The 17,369-nt window shown below is 45.3% G+C and carries 19 protein-coding genes; 14 read left to right on the forward strand and 5 right to left on the reverse strand.

Annotation, left to right across the window (positions count from 1 at the left end; translation table 11 throughout):
* Positions 1-154 precede the first annotated feature (154 nt).
* Both D5S11_RS07830 and D5S11_RS07835 read left to right on the forward strand, forming a co-directional pair.
* Positions 155-1,471 carry a DEAD/DEAH box helicase gene (locus D5S11_RS07830; RefSeq protein WP_003153010.1) on the forward strand — a complete coding sequence of 439 codons (1,317 nt, stop codon included), beginning with the start codon at positions 155-157 and terminating at the stop codon, positions 1,469-1,471.
* Positions 1,472-1,481: 10 nt separating this feature from the next.
* Complete coding sequence (locus D5S11_RS07835; protein WP_007408295.1) at positions 1,482-2,375, forward strand: deoxyribonuclease IV; 894 nt, start codon at positions 1,482-1,484, stop codon at positions 2,373-2,375.
* A 32-nt stretch (positions 2,376-2,407) separates the two neighbouring features.
* Here the strand turns inward: D5S11_RS07835 and D5S11_RS07840 are convergent, their stop codons facing one another.
* Positions 2,408-2,662, reverse strand: a complete 255-nt coding sequence (locus tag D5S11_RS07840) for a DUF2624 domain-containing protein (RefSeq protein ID WP_003153013.1) — start codon at positions 2,660-2,662, stop codon at positions 2,408-2,410.
* A gap of 118 nt (positions 2,663-2,780) precedes the next feature.
* Between D5S11_RS07840 and D5S11_RS07845 the strand changes: the two genes are divergently transcribed.
* Both D5S11_RS07845 and zur read left to right on the forward strand, forming a co-directional pair.
* A complete protein-coding gene (locus D5S11_RS07845; protein WP_007408296.1) occupies positions 2,781-3,662 on the forward strand; it encodes a YitT family protein in 882 nt (293 codons plus the stop codon).
* A 123-nt stretch (positions 3,663-3,785) separates the two neighbouring features.
* A complete protein-coding gene (gene zur, locus D5S11_RS07850) occupies positions 3,786-4,196 on the forward strand; it encodes a zinc uptake transcriptional repressor Zur (protein ID WP_003153018.1) in 411 nt (136 codons plus the stop codon).
* Between the two features lie 29 nt (positions 4,197-4,225).
* Here the strand turns inward: zur and D5S11_RS07855 are convergent, their stop codons facing one another.
* Positions 4,226-4,807 (reverse strand): nucleotidase, encoded by a 582-nt coding sequence (locus D5S11_RS07855; RefSeq protein WP_007408297.1) that lies wholly within the window; start codon positions 4,805-4,807, stop codon positions 4,226-4,228.
* Positions 4,808-4,940: 133 nt separating this feature from the next.
* Between D5S11_RS07855 and D5S11_RS07860 the strand changes: the two genes are divergently transcribed.
* The gene (locus tag D5S11_RS07860; RefSeq protein WP_087920773.1) at positions 4,941-5,318 is read left to right on the forward strand and encodes a DUF308 domain-containing protein; all 378 of its coding nucleotides are present in this window, start codon (positions 4,941-4,943) and stop codon (positions 5,316-5,318) included.
* Positions 5,319-5,350: 32 nt separating this feature from the next.
* Here D5S11_RS07860 and ispG read toward each other — a convergent pair whose 3' ends face one another.
* The 3 genes from ispG to D5S11_RS07875 form a co-directional block, all read right to left on the reverse strand.
* Positions 5,351-6,469 (reverse strand): flavodoxin-dependent (E)-4-hydroxy-3-methylbut-2-enyl-diphosphate synthase, encoded by a 1,119-nt coding sequence (gene ispG / locus D5S11_RS07865; protein ID WP_169510269.1) that lies wholly within the window; start codon positions 6,467-6,469, stop codon positions 5,351-5,353.
* 132 nt (positions 6,470-6,601) lie between these two features.
* Positions 6,602-6,904, reverse strand: coding sequence for a LysM peptidoglycan-binding domain-containing protein (locus D5S11_RS07870; protein ID WP_007408299.1), 303 nt, complete (start codon positions 6,902-6,904; stop codon positions 6,602-6,604).
* 91 nt (positions 6,905-6,995) lie between these two features.
* Positions 6,996-7,760: a DUF1189 domain-containing protein gene (locus tag D5S11_RS07875; protein WP_108724816.1), complete on the reverse strand. Its 765-nt coding sequence runs from the start codon at positions 7,758-7,760 to the stop codon at positions 6,996-6,998.
* 158 nt (positions 7,761-7,918) lie between these two features.
* On the opposite strand from D5S11_RS07875, the gene D5S11_RS07880 reads away from it, so the two are divergent.
* From D5S11_RS07880 to pstB (D5S11_RS07920), 9 genes are all read left to right on the forward strand, one after another.
* Entirely contained in the window at positions 7,919-8,401 is a 483-nt protein-coding gene (locus D5S11_RS07880) for a DUF456 domain-containing protein (protein ID WP_015240226.1), read from the forward strand.
* Between the two features lie 165 nt (positions 8,402-8,566).
* Complete coding sequence (gene sodA, locus D5S11_RS07885; protein WP_003153025.1) at positions 8,567-9,172, forward strand: superoxide dismutase SodA; 606 nt, start codon at positions 8,567-8,569, stop codon at positions 9,170-9,172.
* 119 nt (positions 9,173-9,291) lie between these two features.
* Positions 9,292-10,581, forward strand: a complete 1,290-nt coding sequence (locus tag D5S11_RS07890; protein WP_007408302.1) for an MFS transporter — start codon at positions 9,292-9,294, stop codon at positions 10,579-10,581.
* Positions 10,582-10,682: 101 nt separating this feature from the next.
* Positions 10,683-12,830, forward strand: a complete 2,148-nt coding sequence (gene pbpA, locus D5S11_RS07895) for a penicillin-binding protein 2A (RefSeq protein ID WP_020956086.1) — start codon at positions 10,683-10,685, stop codon at positions 12,828-12,830.
* 155 nt (positions 12,831-12,985) lie between these two features.
* The gene (locus D5S11_RS07900; protein WP_108724817.1) at positions 12,986-13,888 is read left to right on the forward strand and encodes a phosphate ABC transporter substrate-binding protein; all 903 of its coding nucleotides are present in this window, start codon (positions 12,986-12,988) and stop codon (positions 13,886-13,888) included.
* Between the two features lie 48 nt (positions 13,889-13,936).
* On the forward strand, positions 13,937-14,866 hold the full coding sequence (pstC, locus tag D5S11_RS07905; RefSeq protein ID WP_012117997.1) for a phosphate ABC transporter permease subunit PstC: 930 nt from the start codon (positions 13,937-13,939) through the stop codon (positions 14,864-14,866).
* A complete protein-coding gene (pstA, locus tag D5S11_RS07910) occupies positions 14,866-15,750 on the forward strand; it encodes a phosphate ABC transporter permease PstA (protein ID WP_007408306.1) in 885 nt (294 codons plus the stop codon). The genes pstC and pstA overlap by 1 nt, the downstream gene beginning before the upstream one ends.
* Positions 15,751-15,768: 18 nt before the next feature.
* Positions 15,769-16,575: a phosphate ABC transporter ATP-binding protein PstB gene (pstB, locus tag D5S11_RS07915; protein ID WP_032866444.1), complete on the forward strand. Its 807-nt coding sequence runs from the start codon at positions 15,769-15,771 to the stop codon at positions 16,573-16,575.
* Between the two features lie 11 nt (positions 16,576-16,586).
* Positions 16,587-17,369, forward strand: coding sequence for a phosphate ABC transporter ATP-binding protein PstB (gene pstB, locus D5S11_RS07920; protein ID WP_003153040.1), 783 nt, complete (start codon positions 16,587-16,589; stop codon positions 17,367-17,369).

Raw genomic sequence — 17,369 nt, forward strand, 5'->3', positions numbered from 1 at the left:
CTTTCTGTCTCTCTGCTATTACAATATGCATCGGAGGGGGCATTTGCTTTTCTGTCTCGAAAACAGGATTCCCCCAAGACATGGTGTTTTTAAGTAAAATCGGTTATAATGTGATGATGGACACAGAATGTGCCGCTTTAAGGAGCTGGGAAAAATGAAAGAAACTAAATTTGATGGATACAACTTAAAACCGTTTATTATAGATGCAGTTCACCGCCTTGGTTTTTATGAACCGACAGATATTCAAAAGCGTCTGATACCTGCCGTACTGAAAAACGAAAGCGTGATCGGGCAGTCCCAGACGGGGACGGGGAAAACCCACGCCTATTTATTGCCAATTTTGAATCGGATTGATCCGGGTTCTGATACGGTACAGGCTGTTATCACGGCGCCGACGAGAGAGCTTGCCAATCAGATTCATCAGGAAGCACTCAAAATCACACAGGGTGCGGAAGATGAGCCGATCCGGACAAAATGCTTCATCGGCGGGACGGACAAGCAAAAATCAATTGATAAGCTGAAAACACAGCCTCATCTCGTCGTCGGAACGCCGGGCCGGATCGCGGATCTGATTAAGGCGCAGGCATTGAACGTCTATAAAGCGCAGTCTCTCGTCATTGACGAAGCTGATCTGATGCTTGACATGGGCTTTTTAGAAGACGTTGATTACATCGGATCGCGTATGCCGGAAGAACTTCAGATGCTTGTGTTCTCAGCTACGATTCCGGAAAAGCTGAAGCCGTTTTTGAAAAAGTATATGGAAAATCCGAAGTACGCGCATGTTGAGCCGAAAAGAATCACAGCCGAAAAGATTGAACATGTTTTGGTTCCTTCTAAACAGCGTGATAAAGACAAACTGCTTTTTGATATGATGTCTCATCTGAACCCTTATCTGGGCATTGTGTTTGCAAATACGAAAAACACGGCTGACCATATTGCGAAATACCTGACTGAAAAGGGCATGAGGATCGGTCTTCTGCACGGGGGATTAACGCCGCGTGAGCGTAAGAAGGTAATGAAGCAGATTAATGATCTGGAATTCACTTATGTCATTGCGACAGACCTTGCGGCAAGAGGAATTGACATTAAAGGCGTAAGCCACGTCATCAACTATGAGCTTCCGGACGATCTGGATTTTTATGTTCACCGCGTCGGGAGAACCGCACGCGCGGGTTCATCAGGCCAAGCACTGACCATTTATGAGCTTTCTGACGAAGATGCGCTCGTAAGACTCGAAAAGATGGGTATTGTGTTTGACTATGCGGAGCTTGTAAACGGCGAATGGAAGAAAGGCGATGACCGCCACCGCCGCAAAAAACGCAAAAAATCGGAGAATGAGGCTGACCAAATGGCGAAGCGCCTCGTGAAAAAACCGAAAAAAGTGAAGCCGGGCTATAAAAAGAAAATGAGCTACGAAATGGAAAAGATAAAAAGAAAGCAGAGAAGAAACAAATCTAACAAAGGAAAGTAGGGGAATCGGGTTGCTGAAAATAGGTTCACACGTCTCAATGAGCGGAAAACATATGCTCCTTGCCGCAAGCAAGGAAGCTGTTTCGTACGGGGCGAATACATTTATGATCTATACAGGCGCTCCCCAAAACACGCGCCGCAAAAAAATTGAAGACTTGAATATCGAAGAGGGCCGCGCCCATATGAAGGAAAACGGCATCGATGAGATTGTCGTGCATGCGCCGTACATCATTAACATTGGAAATACGACAAATCCGGCAACATTTGAGCTGGGCGTTGATTTTCTGCGTTCTGAAATTGAAAGAACGGCAGCGATCGGCGCGAGACAGATCGTGCTTCATCCAGGGGCGCATGTCGGAGCCGGGGCTGAGACGGGCATCAAAAAAATCATTGAAGGTTTAAACGAAGTGATTGTTCCCGGGCAAAACGTGCAGATTGCGCTGGAGACAATGGCGGGCAAAGGATCAGAATGCGGGAGAAGCTTTGAAGAGCTGGCCGAGATCATTGCGGGAGTCACGCATAATGAACATCTATCCGTCTGCTTTGACACTTGCCACACCCATGACGCCGGGTATGATGTCGCTAATGATTTTGACGGTGTTCTTAACGAGTTTGATAAAATCGTCGGCATCGATCGGATAAAAGTCCTTCATGTTAACGACAGTAAAAATGTCAAAGGCGCCCGGAAAGACCGCCATGAAAATATCGGGTTCGGAGAGATCGGTTTTGACGCTCTGCAGTACATCGTTCATCACGAGCAGCTTGCCGATATCCCGAAAATCCTCGAAACACCGTATGTAGGCGAAGACAAGAAAAATAAGAAGCCGCCGTACCGTTTTGAAATCGAAATGCTGAAAGAAAAGCAGTTTGATAAGGAGCTTCTTGAAAAAATATCAGCTCAATAAGAAAGAAAGGAGGGGCGGGTGTCCCTCCTTTTTTACCCTGAGAATTGATTGAAAAGTTCGTCAACTTTCCGCGCCGTTTCTTTTGAAGTTATCGTTTCCACTTTTTTCAGCAGGCGCAGCCGCTCCTGTTCATCAAAAATATTGATGTTTTTTCCGTGCATCAGAGCCGCTACCTCAGCCGCTTGACTTCTTGTAATGCTGATCCCGTATTGCTTGGAATATTTCAGCAGATCGTCCGCAGTGACTTGATTGAGCCGCTGCAAAATAATTCTTTGTATTAAAATCATCGATACTTTCACCTCTTTAGACATAATGTATTGAGCAGATCATTAAAATGTTACAGCTTTTAATGGTAAAATAAAGTTGCTTACTGTTTAAAATAGTTATTATAGGAAAGGAGATTTTATGACCCCAAATAAACAGCATAAAAGAGAATCATTTTTACACTTTATCTTCAGGGTCATTATGATTCTGATCGGGGCGGGTTCAGCCGCCGTAAGTATTGAATTGTTTCTGGTCCCTAATAATTTTATCGACGGAGGCATTATCGGTGTTTCATTAATTTTAGACCACCTCTTTATGTCCAATCCCCTCCTCAATTTTGCCTTATTCGTTGTGTTACTCAACATTCCATTTATGATTTTCGGATATAAATATATCGGAAAAACATTTCTCATCTCTACTGTTATCGGAATCGTCGGTTTAGCGCTGATTGAATCCTCATTGCACCATGTGGAGGCCATTACGACCCAGCCTATTTTGGCGACGGTATTCGGGGGGCTTTTGCTCGGTTTCGGGGTAGGCCTTGTCATCCGAAACGGAGGCTCGATGGACGGTACTGAAATCCTCGGTATCCTTCTCACGAAAAAGCTGCCCTTTTCAGTCGGGGAATTCGTTATGCTCATCAATGTGTTTATTTTCATTTGGGCCGGTTTTGTGTTCGGTCCGGAGCAGGCAATGTATTCTTTCATGACTTATTATATTGCCATGAAAACGATTGACGCGGTCATCCAGGGGCTTGATGAAACAAAAGCGGTCATTATTGTTGCAGAGCAATATGCTGAGATCTCAGATGCAATATTGCACCGGCTTGGACGGGGAACCACTAAGCTTCAGGGAAAAGGCGGATATACGGATGAAACCAAAGAAGTCATTTACGCGGTCGTGACAAGGCTTGAAGTGACTAAATTGAAATCCATTGTGTTTGAAATTGATAAAAACGCCTTTATTACAATCATGAATACCCATGAAACGAGGGGCGGTAAGTTCAAAACCGCGATTCACTAGGCTTTCATTTACTTTTCATCATTTTATAGGTATAATTTGATACATCATAAGAAAATGGCCTGCTGTTCAGACAGCTGCCATTTTCTTTTTGGAGCGATACCGTGTTGTAAAGGGGAGGTCCTCATGAACGTACAAGAAGCGTTGAACCTGCTGAAAGAAAAAGGGTATAAATATACGAGTAAGCGAGAAGACATGCTGCAGCTTTTTGCTGATTCTGATAAATATCTGACCGCCAAAAACGTGCTTGCCGCATTAAATGACGACTATCCGGGTCTGAGCTTTGATACCATATACAGAAATCTTTCGTTATATGAAGAACTCGGCATTTTGGAAACGACGGAGCTTTCCGGAGAAAAACTGTTCCGTTTTACATGCTCTTATACCCATCATCATCACCATTTTATCTGTTTAACCTGCGGGAAAACGAAGGAAATTGAGTCCTGTCCGATGGATAAGCTGCACGATGATTTGGAAGGGTATGAAATCAGCGGCCATAAGTTTGAAATTTACGGCACCTGTCCGGCGTGCCGATAAAAAACCTCCTGCTTATACAGGAGGTTTTTTCAGCTTTTGACATGCTGAAAGCTATGTTTGTTTTTATTAATCCAGGCGACGGCTTCAAGCCAATTCTGCACCCTGATAATATTGGAATCGATGGGGAGCTGATTATATGGGGAGTTAAAAAGGATAACCGGAATGCCTGCTTCTTTTGCGATCATTGTCGCATTGCCGTGGTGATCTTCGAAAAATAAATCAATGCCGTGTTTTTTGACGGCTTCCACTTTGTGATGGCCTCCGACAAGCTCAATGTGATCGTAATGAATGTCCCGGTTTGCAAACCAGTCCAGCGTAACATCTTCTAAGTGGCCGCGTCTTGCCGTAATGTAGATCAGGCGGTGCTCTTCTTTCAGTCCGTCCAGTGCCTGCTTGGCAAATTCCGCGAGCTTCGCTTCTTTATATATGGCTGCTTCATGAACGTTCATCCATTCCCAAAATTCCTCGTCTGTAATGTTCAAAAGCTTCGTCAGATCATAATCAGTCATATCATCCAAGGTAATGGAAAGATGAAATGAGCGGTTTAAATAAGGGACAAATGTATCCTGTGCCGTAACTGTGCCGTCAATATCTATACCTAACCGTAACATGTCCACACTCCTATAAATTCATCCCTTCAAGTGTAACATAAACAATTAACAATACCAGAAAAGTTTAGCAAACATGAATTCGTAAAAAACGCGGAAACTAAAAAAGCTCCTTTCATAAAAGAAAAAGGGGGAATTGAAGGTGGCATACGATTACGAAAATCGAAAAGGCAACGACTACTACGTGGATCATGGATCGGAAGGAACCGATATCACGCGTGATGTTTATTCAGAAGAAACAGCGGCCGAAATTTCAGAGCCATATCGTGCTTCTGACCGGGCAGCAGACCGTGATGATAATCGGGACGGAGTAAGTGAAGGCCGGGGGATAGGGTATGCAGCATTGGCTATTTCTATCATTTCCCTGTTTGTGCTCCCTGTTTTATTAGGGGCATGCGGCATTATCGTCGGCTATATCGCCAGAAGAAGAGGAGCAGGCGCTTTAGGCGGATGGGCGATGGGAATCGGTATTGTTTCCCTTGTGCTCGGCATCTTCATTACACCGTTTTTTTAACACAACGCAAAAAAAGCTTGGCGGAATATCCGTCAAGCTTTTTGTGTTTCTTGTTCTGCTTTTGCTTTTTCCGCTTCAAGCTTTGCGTAGTGTTCTTCTGCCAGCTTGTCGATTTCTTTTTTCAGCTCTTCGACCATGGTTTCTTCAGGGACTTTGCGGACGATTTGGCCTTTGCGGAAAAGAAGTCCTTCGCCGCGCGCGCCGGCAATCCCGATATCAGCTTCTCTTGCTTCGCCCGGTCCGTTAACGGCACATCCGAGAACGGCTACTTTAATCGGCGCTTTGACTTTAGAAATGTATTCTTCCACTTCATTTGCGATGCTGATGAGATCAATTTCGATCCGTCCGCATGTCGGGCATGAAATAAGCGTAGCCGCGTTTGAAGCGAGACCGAATGATTTCAGCAGTTCTCTGGCTACTTTTACTTCTTCAACCGGGTCGGCGCTCAGAGAGATCCGGAGCGTGTTTCCGATTCCTTTGCTTAAAATCGCTCCGAGTCCGGCCGCGCTTTTTACCGTTCCGGCAAACAGCGTGCCCGATTCTGTAATTCCGAGGTGGAGCGGATAATCAAATGCTTTTGATGCTTTTTCGTATGCTTCTATGGCTAGATTGACGTCAGACGCTTTCATGCTGACGATGATGTCGTGAAAGTCAAGGTCTTCCAGGATTTTGATATGATGAAGCGCACTCTCAACCATTCCGTCAGCAGTCGGATAGCCGTATTTTTCTAAAATGCGTTTTTCCAAAGAACCCGCGTTTACGCCGATCCGGATCGGAATTCCTTTTTCTTTCGCTGCTTTTACGACGGCTTCCACTTTTTCGCGGCGGCCGATGTTTCCCGGGTTGATTCTGATTTTGTCGGCCCCGCCCTCAATTGCTTTTAATGCAAGCTTGTAGTCAAAATGAATATCGACAACGAGAGGGATGGAAATTTGTTTTTTGATGTCGGCAATCGCGTTAGCGGCGCGTTCGTCCGGACATGCCACCCGGACAATTTGGCAGCCGGCTTCGGCTAAACGGTTGATTTCCGCAACTGTTGCTTCTACGTCGTGTGTTTTGGTCGTCGTCATACTCTGAATGACGACTTCGTTATTTCCGCCTATTGTTAAAGGTCCCACTTTGACGGGACGCGTTTTTGTACGATGTGTGATTTCACTCACTTGTCAATCGCTCCTTAATTGTAGTTACCGCTTTTGCAGGCTGAGCCTTTTACATGTCAGGCAACTTCTATTTACATGTTATATTGTAACAGTGTATTTGCCGAACTGACAAGAAATTAACGTTTAATTGCGGTAGACGGGGAATTTATAAGCGGTGCCTGCCTGAATTGCGTTTGCTTTTACATTCGGATTCAGCGCTTCAAAATCTTGCGCAATATCATCTGGCGCTTTATGTGCGCCGACTATCGACATCACCGTATCGCCTTTTTTGACCGTAACCGTTCTGTATGAAGATTCCTGTCGGGCTGGCTGTGCTGCCGCTGCGTATGCTGGAAGGTCTTGAGAAGGGATCGTGCCGATTTTAAGATCGTAAAAGATAATGAATATCACAAATAAACTGCCGAATACAAAAGTAAGCCGCTTCATTCCAACCGCCTCCCGCATACATTTTTACTTCATTGTATGCTTGTCCCATTTTGTTCATGACAAAAAAGAAGACCGCCGGGGGCAGTCTTTGTTACACAGCTGTTTTTCTTGGCGGTATCTCTTTTAAGACGAGGAAAAGGATGATAAAGTTTACAAACCAATTCACTAAAAATTCACTCGGCACCGTAATAACAAGCGCGCGCATGATCGTAAAGAATATGGTCGAAAGTGTAATGGAATAAGCCGAAAGCTTCCAGAGCTGCTGGTAATTCAATGTCTTTCTTTGCGCATTTTTCAATATCAGGCCGATGACGGCGAGAAATGATACTTCAATGAATTTTCCGGCCGCTGTCATGATGAACAGCAAAATGGACAGGACAGTGACGATCATTGTTTTATTTTGGTTTAATGCTGATATGATTTCTTTTTTTGTGATATCAGCTGGCATCAGCGAATAATTCATTTCTGTCGCCTGTCCGTCTACAGCAAGCACCATTTTATTTTTCAAAATGCCGATCGCATTTTGTTTCGCCGCTATTTGTTTCGCGCCGTAAGCATCTGTCGGATCAAACACGATGACGAACCCGTTCGCTTCCGTTTCCTTAGAGGCGGATGCTTTCGTCTGCAATTCTCCGTTTGAAATGCTGAAATCAGGGAAATCTTTCTTTAACACGGTTTTGAAACCGTTCATTGAGTTTACGGTGCCTGAGGAAAGGTAATAAGCGCTTGGCAGCGTAAAAAGGACAGACAGCAAAAATACATAAAGGATCGCTTTTCCTATCCCCTGAAAACGTGTTTTTGCAATATCCGCCGGAGAGTATGTACTTTTCAATAAAGCCGTAAATATGTTCAACATCTTCACTTCCTAGCCTAAACTGGTATATGTTGCTTATTGTATCGTTCACAGGGGATGAACACAAGTGAGAGTATTTAAAGCGGTGATAAGGAATCATACATAATAAGATAAAGCGGGAAGCGGTGATCGCCCGCAAAACAAAGGAGGGTGTTTTTTTCATGAGTGTTTTGTATTGGCTGATTATCATTGCGGTCTTCGTCATTGCTTTTATCGGGCTTGTATATCCGGTGATTCCAAGCGTTATTTTTATTGTGGCCGGTTTTCTTCTCTACGGATTTTTGTTTTCCTTCAGTCCTTATTCTTACCTGTTTTGGCTCATTGAGGCGGTATTTGCGGCCGTTTTATTCGCAGCTGACTATGTGTCAAATTTACTTGGCGTTAAAAGGTACGGAGGAAGCAGGGCGGCAATCTGGGGAAGCACGATCGGATTATTGATCGGACCCTTCGTTATTCCCGTGGCAGGCATTATATTAGGCCCGTTTATCGGTGCTCTCTGCGCTGAGGTGTTTGTTCATCAAAAGGATATCAAGTCCGCGGCAAAAGTGGGGCTCGGCTCGTTAATCGGCTTTTTAACAAGCGTGGCGGCAAAAGGCGTCATTCAGCTCTTTATGATCGGGTATTTCTTATGGACGGTGCTTTAGAAAGGTTTAATTTCGGCCGTGAACGGATAAAGTGTAATATGTCTGCTGGAATCGCCGGATTGTGAGCTTTTTCATTGATTACCACGCTTTCTTTTGTTACATTGAGATTAGAAAAGTTCGCGTTAAGCGGCATTTCAGTACATATATTTAAAGGAGGAAAAAATTATGGCTTACAAACTTCCAGAATTGCCTTACGCTTATGATGCTTTAGAACCTCATATCGATAAGGAAACGATGACGATTCACCATACGAAGCACCATAACACATACGTGACAAACCTCAACAAAGCGATCGAAGGATCTGCGCTTGCAGAGAAATCTGTAGATGAGCTTGTTGCTGATTTGAACGCAGTGCCGGAGGACATCCGCACGGCAGTCCGCAACAATGGCGGCGGACATGCAAACCACTCTTTATTCTGGACTCTTTTATCTCCGAACGGCGGAGGCGAACCGACTGGTGAGCTTGCTGAAGAGATCAAAAGCACGTTCGGAAGCTTCGATCAATTTAAAGAAAAATTCGCCGCAGCAGCTGCAGGCCGTTTCGGTTCAGGCTGGGCTTGGCTCGTTGTAAACAACGGCAAACTTGAAATTACAAGCACGCCAAACCAAGATTCACCGCTTTCAGAAGGTAAAACACCTGTTCTCGGTCTTGATGTTTGGGAGCACGCGTACTACCTGAACTACCAAAACCGCCGTCCTGATTACATTTCAGCTTTCTGGAATGTTGTGAACTGGGATGAAGTTGCCCGTCTTTACAGCGAAGCAAAATAATTGAGTTGAATGATCACAAGGTCTCCCGCGGGAGGCCTTGTTTTTTTATTGACTTTGATTCCTTTTACATATCTCAGTTTGAGTGAGACAAACTAATGTGTAGTAAAGGGGAGTCAATGATGAGCAAAATAAAAAAAATTATCGGCGACATCGAAATAAATAAAGGGCTGCTGCTGTTATTGACGATTGGCGGCCTTTACTCATTGGGCATCGCGCTGTCAAATACATTTGTCAACGTGTATTTGTGGAAGCAGTCGGGAAAATTTATTGATTTGGCCATATACAATTTGTCGGTCGTAACGATGCAGCCGGTTACCTTTCTGCTGGCGGGCCGGCTGGCTAAAAAAATTGACAGGGTGTTTATTCTAAGGTTCGGCGTTATCTTTTTGGCCGCTTTTTATTTAAGTGTGCTGCTTGCCGGAGAAACTGCGGCTTCCCGTCTCGTTTTGATAGGGGCCGTGCTCGGAGTTGGATACGGCTTTTACTGGCTGGCTTTTAATGTGCTGACTTTCGAAATCACGGAACCGGAAACGAGAGATTTTTTTAACGGGTTTTTAGGCATTTTGTCTTCATCGGCGGGCATGATCGGTCCAATTGTGGCCGGATATGTCATTTCAAGACTTGAAAACAATACGGGTTATACAATCATTTTCAGCCTGTCGCTCGGCTTATTTGCCCTTGCCGTGGTCATGAGCTTTTTTCTGAAGCGGAGGGAGTCGAAAGGCCGGTTTATGCTGAAAAAAGTTTTTGATGAGCGCCACACGAATCTGAATTGGCGCCGGATTACCAACGCGCACTTTTTTCAAGGCTTGAGAGAAGGGATTTTTGTTTTTTTAATCAGCGTATTTGTATTCATTGCGACAAACAGTGAGCTGGCGCTCGGAACATTCGGTCTCGTCAATTCCGCGGTTTCTTTTTTTGCCTATTATTTTGCATCAAGGCTCATCAAAAAAAGAGCGCGGAAAAAGGCGATTCTTATCGGCGGATTGATCTTGTACGGCGCCCTGTTTCTCATCATTTTTAAAATGAGCTTCACGACGCTCCTTTTGTACGGAGTGTTTATTGCGATCGGCTATCCAGTTCTTCTCGTGCCGTATGTCTCGCTTACATACGATGTGATAGGCCGGGCGCGGCTTGCCAGAAAAGCCAGAATTGAATACATTGTGCTCAGGGAGTTATTTTTAAATGCGGGCCGGATCGTTTCCATCCTTTGTTTCCTTGTCATCGTTACATTGTTCAAGGAAAAAGTGGGAATACCGGCGGCGCTCGTGCTGCTCGGAGCCGGGCATCCGCTGATTTATTACTTTATAAAAGACATCAAACTGGACACGGAAACTTCTGATGAAACAGTGGAAGAAGACCGACAAAAACGGGCGGCGGAACCGAATTTTATAAAAGGAGAAAGATAAAAGGGTTATCTGTAGAAAAATATCGAAAAAACCTTTAGAATGAAAAATGGCACCTGAACAGAAGGTGTCATTTCTTTCTGTAAATAAGAAAAGGTGATGTCATGAGGAGAAATAAAAAGAAAATAGCTGTAAACAAAGAAAAGAAAAAATCACTGCCGATCCGGCTTAATTTTTTGTTTTTGGCTGCGTTTCTTATTTTCACTTGGATTATCGTCGAGCTTGGCATCAAGCAGATCGTTCAGGGTGATGATTATAAAAACGCCGCTAATAAGCAGGAGGAGTCTGATGTCAGCACGGCGGTTCCGAGAGGGAAAATTTACGACCGGAACCTAAATCCCATCGTAACGAATAAAGCATTAAATGCGATTACATATACACGTTCAGCCTCAACCACCCAGGCGCAGCGTTTGAAAATCGCAAAAAAACTGTCGGGTATGATTAAGGTAAGCACCAAAAAGGTGACTGAGCGGGATAAAAAAGACTATTGGATGTTAACGAGGCCTGATGAAGCGAAAAAACTGATTACGGCCGAAGAAAAGCAAAAAGCTGAAGACAAAAAACTGTCTGACGATGATTTATATCAGCTTCAGCTGAAACGTATCACAGACAAACAGCTGAATGAGCTCACTTCAAAAGATATGCAGATCCTTGCGATCAAAAGGCAGATGGATTCAGGCTACTCACTGACGCCTCAATACATCAAAAATGAAGGGGTGTCGGCAAAAGAAATGGCCGTCGTCAGCGAACATTTGGATGAACTGCCGGGAGTTGACGTGACGTCTGACTGGGAACGGTCTTATCCTTATAAAAGCCTGATCCGGACATTGCTCGGCAGTGTATCCAGTTCGAACGAAGGTCTTCCGTCCAACCTGCTGGATCACTATCTGTCACTTGGCTACAGCCGGAATGACAGGGTCGGAAAAAGCTATTTAGAATATCAATATGAAAGCCTGCTGCAGGGGCAAAAAGAGAAAGTGCAGAACTTAACCGACTCATCCGGAAATGTCACGGGCAGCAAAGTGATTTCAAAAGGACAGGCCGGCAAAGACCTTGTTTTATCCATTGATATGGACCTGCAGAAATCCGTTGAAAAAATCATTGAGAAAAATTTAAAATCGGCAAAAGCGAGACCGAGCACGAAGCTTCTTGATCGGGCCTTCGTCGTCATGATGAACCCGAAAAACGGAGAAGTGCTGACGATGGCCGGCAAACAGATTACGAATGACCATGGAAAGTACAAAATTAATGATTATGCCCTCGGCGCAATGACTTCCTCCTACGCAATGGGATCGGCGGTCAAAGGAGCGACGGTGTTGACCGGACTGCAGACGGGCGCGATTAATTTGAACACCGTTTTCCAGGATGAACCTATGTATTTCAAGGGAAGTAAAAACCCGAAAAAATCATGGACGAATTTAGGTCCCGTAGATATCCAAAAAGCGCTTCAGGAATCATCAAACGTGTTCATGTTCAAAACGGCGATTGCCGTCGGTAAAGGGGAGTACAAAAAAGGCCAGTCCCTGCCGCTTGATATGAAGGCATTCGATACTTTCAGATACTACTTCAATCAGTTCGGACTCGGAGTTAAGACGGGGATTGATCTTCCGAATGAAGCGACCGGGTACCAAGGGTCACAGCGAATTTCCGGTCTTCTGTTAGACTTTGCCATCGGACAGTATGATACGTTTACACCGCTGCAAATGGCGCAGTATGTATCTACAATCGCCAATGGAGGCTATCGTTTGAAGCCTCAGCTTGTAAAAGAGGTCAGGCAGCCTGATTCGAAAAAAGGAATCGGAGCCGTTGTAGAGTCTGTTCAGCCCCAAGTGCTGAACAAGATTGATATGAATAATGCAGACATTAAAGAAGTGCAGGCAGGTTTCAGACGCGTCATGACAAAAGGGACAGCCGCAACTGATTTTGCGACTGCGACTTACAGTCCTGCCGGTAAAACGGGTACCGCGCAATCTTTCTATGACGGTCCTGACAAATCAGAGACGGGTGAAGCAACATATAACACGACTCTTGTCGCGTATGCACCTGCTGATAATCCGGAAGTGGCTATTTCTGTAGTCGTTCCTTGGGCCTATATTAATTACAGCGATCGATATTCGATTACGGATGATATAGGAAGAGCAGCTCTGGACAAATACTTTGAGCTGAAAAAGAAGCAAGAAGATAATAATACGAAGCAGAAAAACGAAGATAAAATTCAGGAAGACGCTGAAAACGGCAATACAAACAACTAATAGAAAAACGCTCACAATCTGTGAGCGTTTTTTTTATACAAAAAAACATCCGGATTTACAAAACCTTAACACTTGATTTATACGCATTTTACAAGAACCCTTTACTCTAGACCTGTAGGACAAATTACACATTAAATGCAGGGGGAATTCAGGAAATGAAAAAAAACAAATGGATGCTTATGCTTCTGATGGCTGCTGTTATGATTGTTGCTGCAGCATGCGGAAATGCAAAGGAAAGCGGCAAGACAGACAGTCAATCTGCAAGTGCGGATAAAAAAGCATCAGGTTCTTTAACCATTTCTGGTTCATCAGCCATGCAGCCGTTAGTACTGGCAGCGGCGGAAAAGTTTATGGAAAAACATCCGGATGCTGATGTGCAGGTGCAAGCGGGAGGTTCAGGAACAGGTCTTTCGCAAGTGTCTGAAGGGGCAGTGCAAATCGGCAACTCAGATGTCTTTGCTGAAGAAAAAGAAGGCATTGATGCAAAAGCCCTAAAAGACCACCGAGTAGCGGTAGTGGCGATGGCGGCTGCGGTCAACCCCGGTGCGGGCGTAAAGGATATAACCAAAAAACAGCTGACAGACGTCTTTACAGGAAAAATTAAAAACTGGAAAGAGCTTGGCGGTAAAGATCAAAAAATTACACTCGTGAACCGTCCTGATTCATCAGGAACACGCGCTACGTTCGTCAAATACGCGCTTGACGGAGCAGATCCTGCTGAGGGCATTACAGAGGATTCCTCCAATACAGTCAAAAAAATCATTGCGGAAACGCCGGGAGCAATCGGTTATCTGGCATTCTCTTATATAAACGATGACAAAGTAACGCCTTTATCGATCGGAGGCATCAAACCGGAAGAGAAAAACGTCGTCACAGGCGAGTATCCGATTTGGGCTTACGAGCACTCTTATACGAAAGGTGAAGCGTCAGGCCTTACAAAAACGTTTCTTGACTATATGAACAGCGATGAAGTACAGAAAAGTATCGTAAAAGATCAAGGTTACATTCCGATCTCTGATATGAAAGTCACACGTGACGCAAACGGCAAGCAAAGCTGAGGGGAGGGCGGGCTCCCCGCCTCTTCTTCCTTATAGGAGTGTAAACAAATGATAAATCACAGAGAAAAAGAGTCTGTAAGCGAACGCTTAATAAGCTCAAAACAAAACAGGCAAATGGATGAAGTCCGCGGAAGGGTGATTGTGTCTGTGTGTGCCGCGATTATCATTGCGGCATCAGCGGCGATCACAATTTTTCTCGGCATAAAGGGGCTGCAATCTTTTTTTGTAAATGGTGTAAGCCCGATTGAGTTCTTAACAAGTCTGAATTGGAATCCAACCCAGGCAAAACCTGAGTTCGGCGCGCTGCCTTTTATTTTCGGATCATTTGCGGTCACGGTTCTGTCCGCTCTGATCGCAGCGCCCCTCGGTATTGCGGGTGCCGTGTTTATGACGGAAATTGCGCCGACTTGGGGAAAAAAGGTGCTGCAGCCGGTAATTGAGCTGCTTGTCGGCATTCCGTCCGTCGTTTATGGATTCATAGGTCTTACAGTATTGGTTCCGTTTATCGGCTCTTTTAAATCAAGCGGAACGGGTCACAGCCTTCTGGCGGGGACGATCGTACTCTCGGTAATGATTCTGCCGACTGTTACATCGATTTCCGCTGATGCGCTTGCGTCACTTCCGAAACACCTTCGCGACGGTTCATATGCGCTTGGTGCGACGAGGTGGCAGACAATCAGAAAGGTGCTTATCCCGGCGGCGTTTCCGACATTGCTGACCGCTGTCGTGCTCGGGATGGCAAGAGCGTTCGGAGAAGCACTCGCCGTACAGATGGTTATCGGAAATACAAAGCTTCTGCCGGAAAGCCTGCTTGATACGGCGGGAACATTAACGACGATTATTACGTTAAACATGGGCCATACCACATACGGCAGTATTGAAAATAATACGTTATGGTCTATGGGGCTTGTTCTTCTCATCATGTCGTTTCTGTTTATATTGCTCATACGCTACTTGTCGTCTAGGAGGAAAGTGTAATGAACCGGAAAATAACGGATAAATTGGCCACCGGTGTATTCGGGTTATGCGCCGCTGTAATTGCGGCGATTTTGGCAGGATTGTTTTTGTACATTCTTATTCACGGCGTCTCTGAAATCTCCTTGCATTTTCTTACGTCAAAATCGAGCGCCATTGCGTCAGGCGGCGGAATACGGGATCAGCTTTTTAATTCCTTTTACATTCTGTTTATCACCATGCTGATCACGATACCGCTTGGTGTGGGGGGCGGCGTCTTTATGGCTGAATATGCGCCCCAAAATAAAATCACTGATTTTATCAGAACGTGTATTGAGGTTCTGTCTTCGCTTCCGTCCATTGTCATCGGGATGTTCGGCATGCTGATGTTTGTAAACCTGACCGGATGGGGCTACACGATTATCGGAGGCGCGCTCGCATTAACGGTCTTTAACCTTCCCGTTATGGTCCGGGTGACAGAAGGCGCGCTCACTGCAGTTCCTAAGGAGCTGAAAGAAGCTTCTCTCGCTTTAGGCGTATCGAGATGGCATACCGTCAAAACGGTGCTGATTCCGAGTGCGATTCCTTCGATTTTAACCGGAGCCATTCTCGCATCAGGAAGAGTATTCGGAGAAGCGGCCGCATTGTTATTTACAGCGGGACTGACAACGCCGCGGCTGAATTTTACGGATTTGAACCCGTTTTCTGAATCATCTCCTTTCAACATTTTCAGGCCGGCTGAGACGCTGGCGGTTCATATATGGAGTGTCAATACGCAGGGAATCATCCCTGACGCCGAAGCGATTGCAAACGGCGGCTCCGCGGTGCTGGTGATTTCGGTGCTCTTGTTTAACCTTTGTGCAAGATGGCTCGGATCTGTCATTTATAAAAAGCTTACGGCAAATTAATCGGAAAGAGGCGAAAACATGATTGATCACATCATCAGGGAACAAGCGGAACAGACAAAGCGTTCGCCGGAGTCTTCAATTTTGGAAGTGAAGCATTTATCAATTTATTACGGTGACAAACAAGCGGTTAAAGATGTAAACATGGATATTGAAAAACATGCGGTGACGGCTCTGATCGGTCCGTCCGGCTGCGGGAAATCAACATTTTTGAGACAGATTAACAGAATGAACGATGCCATCCCTTTTGCAAGAAGCGAGGGAGAGATCCTTTATGAGGGGCTGAATATTTTGGGGGAAGCGATTAATGTCGTGTCTCTCAGACGGGAGATCGGTATGGTGTTTCAAAAACCGAATCTGTTCCCGAAATCCATTTACAATAACATCACACATGCGCTGAAGTATGCGGGGGAACGCAGGAAAGCCGTTTTGGATGATGCGGTCGAGGAAAGCTTAACGAAGGCGGCGCTTTGGGATGAAGTTAAAGACCGGCTTCATTCATCGGCTCTTTCGTTATCAGGCGGCCAGCAGCAGCGTCTTTGTATCGCCCGTACGCTTGCGATGAAACCTGCCGTACTTCTTTTAGATGAACCGGCCTCAGCTCTGGACCCTATTTCAAACGCCAGAATCGAGACGCTTTTGACAGAACTGAAAAAAGATTATTCGATTATTATCGTTACGCATAACATGCAGCAGGCGCTGAGGGTGTCTGACCGAACGGCTTTCTTTTTAAACGGGGAAGTGGTGGAATACGGGCAGACAGAACAAATTTTCACGAGTCCTAAAGCGCAAAAGACAGATGACTACATTAACGGAAAGTTCGGATAGGGGGAAGGACTGTGAGCCTTGTGAAGGAAGCGGTGCACACACAGAATTTATTTGATATTCACGGCATGAACGTATGGTACGGAGCCCACCAGGCTTTAAAAGACATTACGATCGGTTTTGAGGAGCGGAAGGTAACTGCGATCATCGGTCCGTCCGGCTGCGGGAAATCCACTTTTATTAAAACATTAAACTTAATGCTGCAAATGGCCCCGAATGTCAAAGTGACAGGCGACATGATCTATAACGGACGCAATCTGCTGAAAGAAAAGACGGATGCGGCAGAATTAAGAAAACAGATCGGTATGGTGTTTCAAAAAGGCAATCCGTTTCCGCAGTCGATATTTGAGAATGTCGTGTACGGTCCGAGAATTCACGGCGAAAAAAATAAAAAGAAACTGCTTGAAATCGCCGAGGAATCTTTAAAGGCCGCCGCGCTCTGGGATGAAGTGAAAGATCGCCTTCACCAGCAGGCGCTTTCACTGTCAGGCGGTCAGCAGCAGCGGCTGTGCATCGCAAGGGCGCTCGCCACAAAACCGGACGTCCTTCTGATGGATGAACCGACGTCCGCTCTTGATCCCGTGTCCACGCGGAAAATAGAAGAGCTGATTTTGACATTGAAAGAAAAGTATACAATCGTCATTGTGACGCACAACATGCAGCAGGCTGCGAGGGTCTCTGATCAAACCGCGTTTTTCTATATGGGCGAACTGGTAGAGTGGGGGGATACGGGCAAAATATTTTCTCAACCGGATCATCAAAAAACACATGATTATATCACCGGAAAATTCGGATGA

Origin of the sequence: Bacillus sp. L75 (assembly GCF_003676355.1) — a bacterium.
GTDB lineage: Bacteria > Bacillota > Bacilli > Bacillales > Bacillaceae > Bacillus > Bacillus velezensis.

Coding starts and splice junctions, on each gene's coding strand:
- D5S11_RS07830 (WP_003153010.1), top strand. CDS start 155: ATGAAAGAAACTAAATTTGATGGATACAACTTAAAACCGTTTATTATA.
- zur (WP_003153018.1), top strand. CDS start 3,786: ATGAACGTACAAGAAGCGTTGAACCTGCTGAAAGAAAAAGGGTATAAA.
- sodA (WP_003153025.1), top strand. CDS start 8,567: ATGGCTTACAAACTTCCAGAATTGCCTTACGCTTATGATGCTTTAGAA.
- D5S11_RS07890 (WP_007408302.1), top strand. CDS start 9,292: ATGAGCAAAATAAAAAAAATTATCGGCGACATCGAAATAAATAAAGGG.
- pstA (WP_007408306.1), top strand. CDS start 14,866: ATGAACCGGAAAATAACGGATAAATTGGCCACCGGTGTATTCGGGTTA.
- D5S11_RS07845 (WP_007408296.1), top strand. CDS start 2,781: ATGACCCCAAATAAACAGCATAAAAGAGAATCATTTTTACACTTTATC.
- pstB (WP_032866444.1), top strand. CDS start 15,769: ATGATTGATCACATCATCAGGGAACAAGCGGAACAGACAAAGCGTTCG.
- D5S11_RS07875 (WP_108724816.1), bottom strand. CDS start 7,760: ATGTTGAACATATTTACGGCTTTATTGAAAAGTACATACTCTCCGGCG.
- D5S11_RS07840 (WP_003153013.1), bottom strand. CDS start 2,662: ATGATTTTAATACAAAGAATTATTTTGCAGCGGCTCAATCAAGTCACT.
- D5S11_RS07880 (WP_015240226.1), top strand. CDS start 7,919: ATGAGTGTTTTGTATTGGCTGATTATCATTGCGGTCTTCGTCATTGCT.
- pstC (WP_012117997.1), top strand. CDS start 13,937: ATGATAAATCACAGAGAAAAAGAGTCTGTAAGCGAACGCTTAATAAGC.
- pbpA (WP_020956086.1), top strand. CDS start 10,683: ATGAGGAGAAATAAAAAGAAAATAGCTGTAAACAAAGAAAAGAAAAAA.
- D5S11_RS07900 (WP_108724817.1), top strand. CDS start 12,986: ATGAAAAAAAACAAATGGATGCTTATGCTTCTGATGGCTGCTGTTATG.
- D5S11_RS07870 (WP_007408299.1), bottom strand. CDS start 6,904: ATGAAGCGGCTTACTTTTGTATTCGGCAGTTTATTTGTGATATTCATT.
- D5S11_RS07855 (WP_007408297.1), bottom strand. CDS start 4,807: ATGTTACGGTTAGGTATAGATATTGACGGCACAGTTACGGCACAGGAT.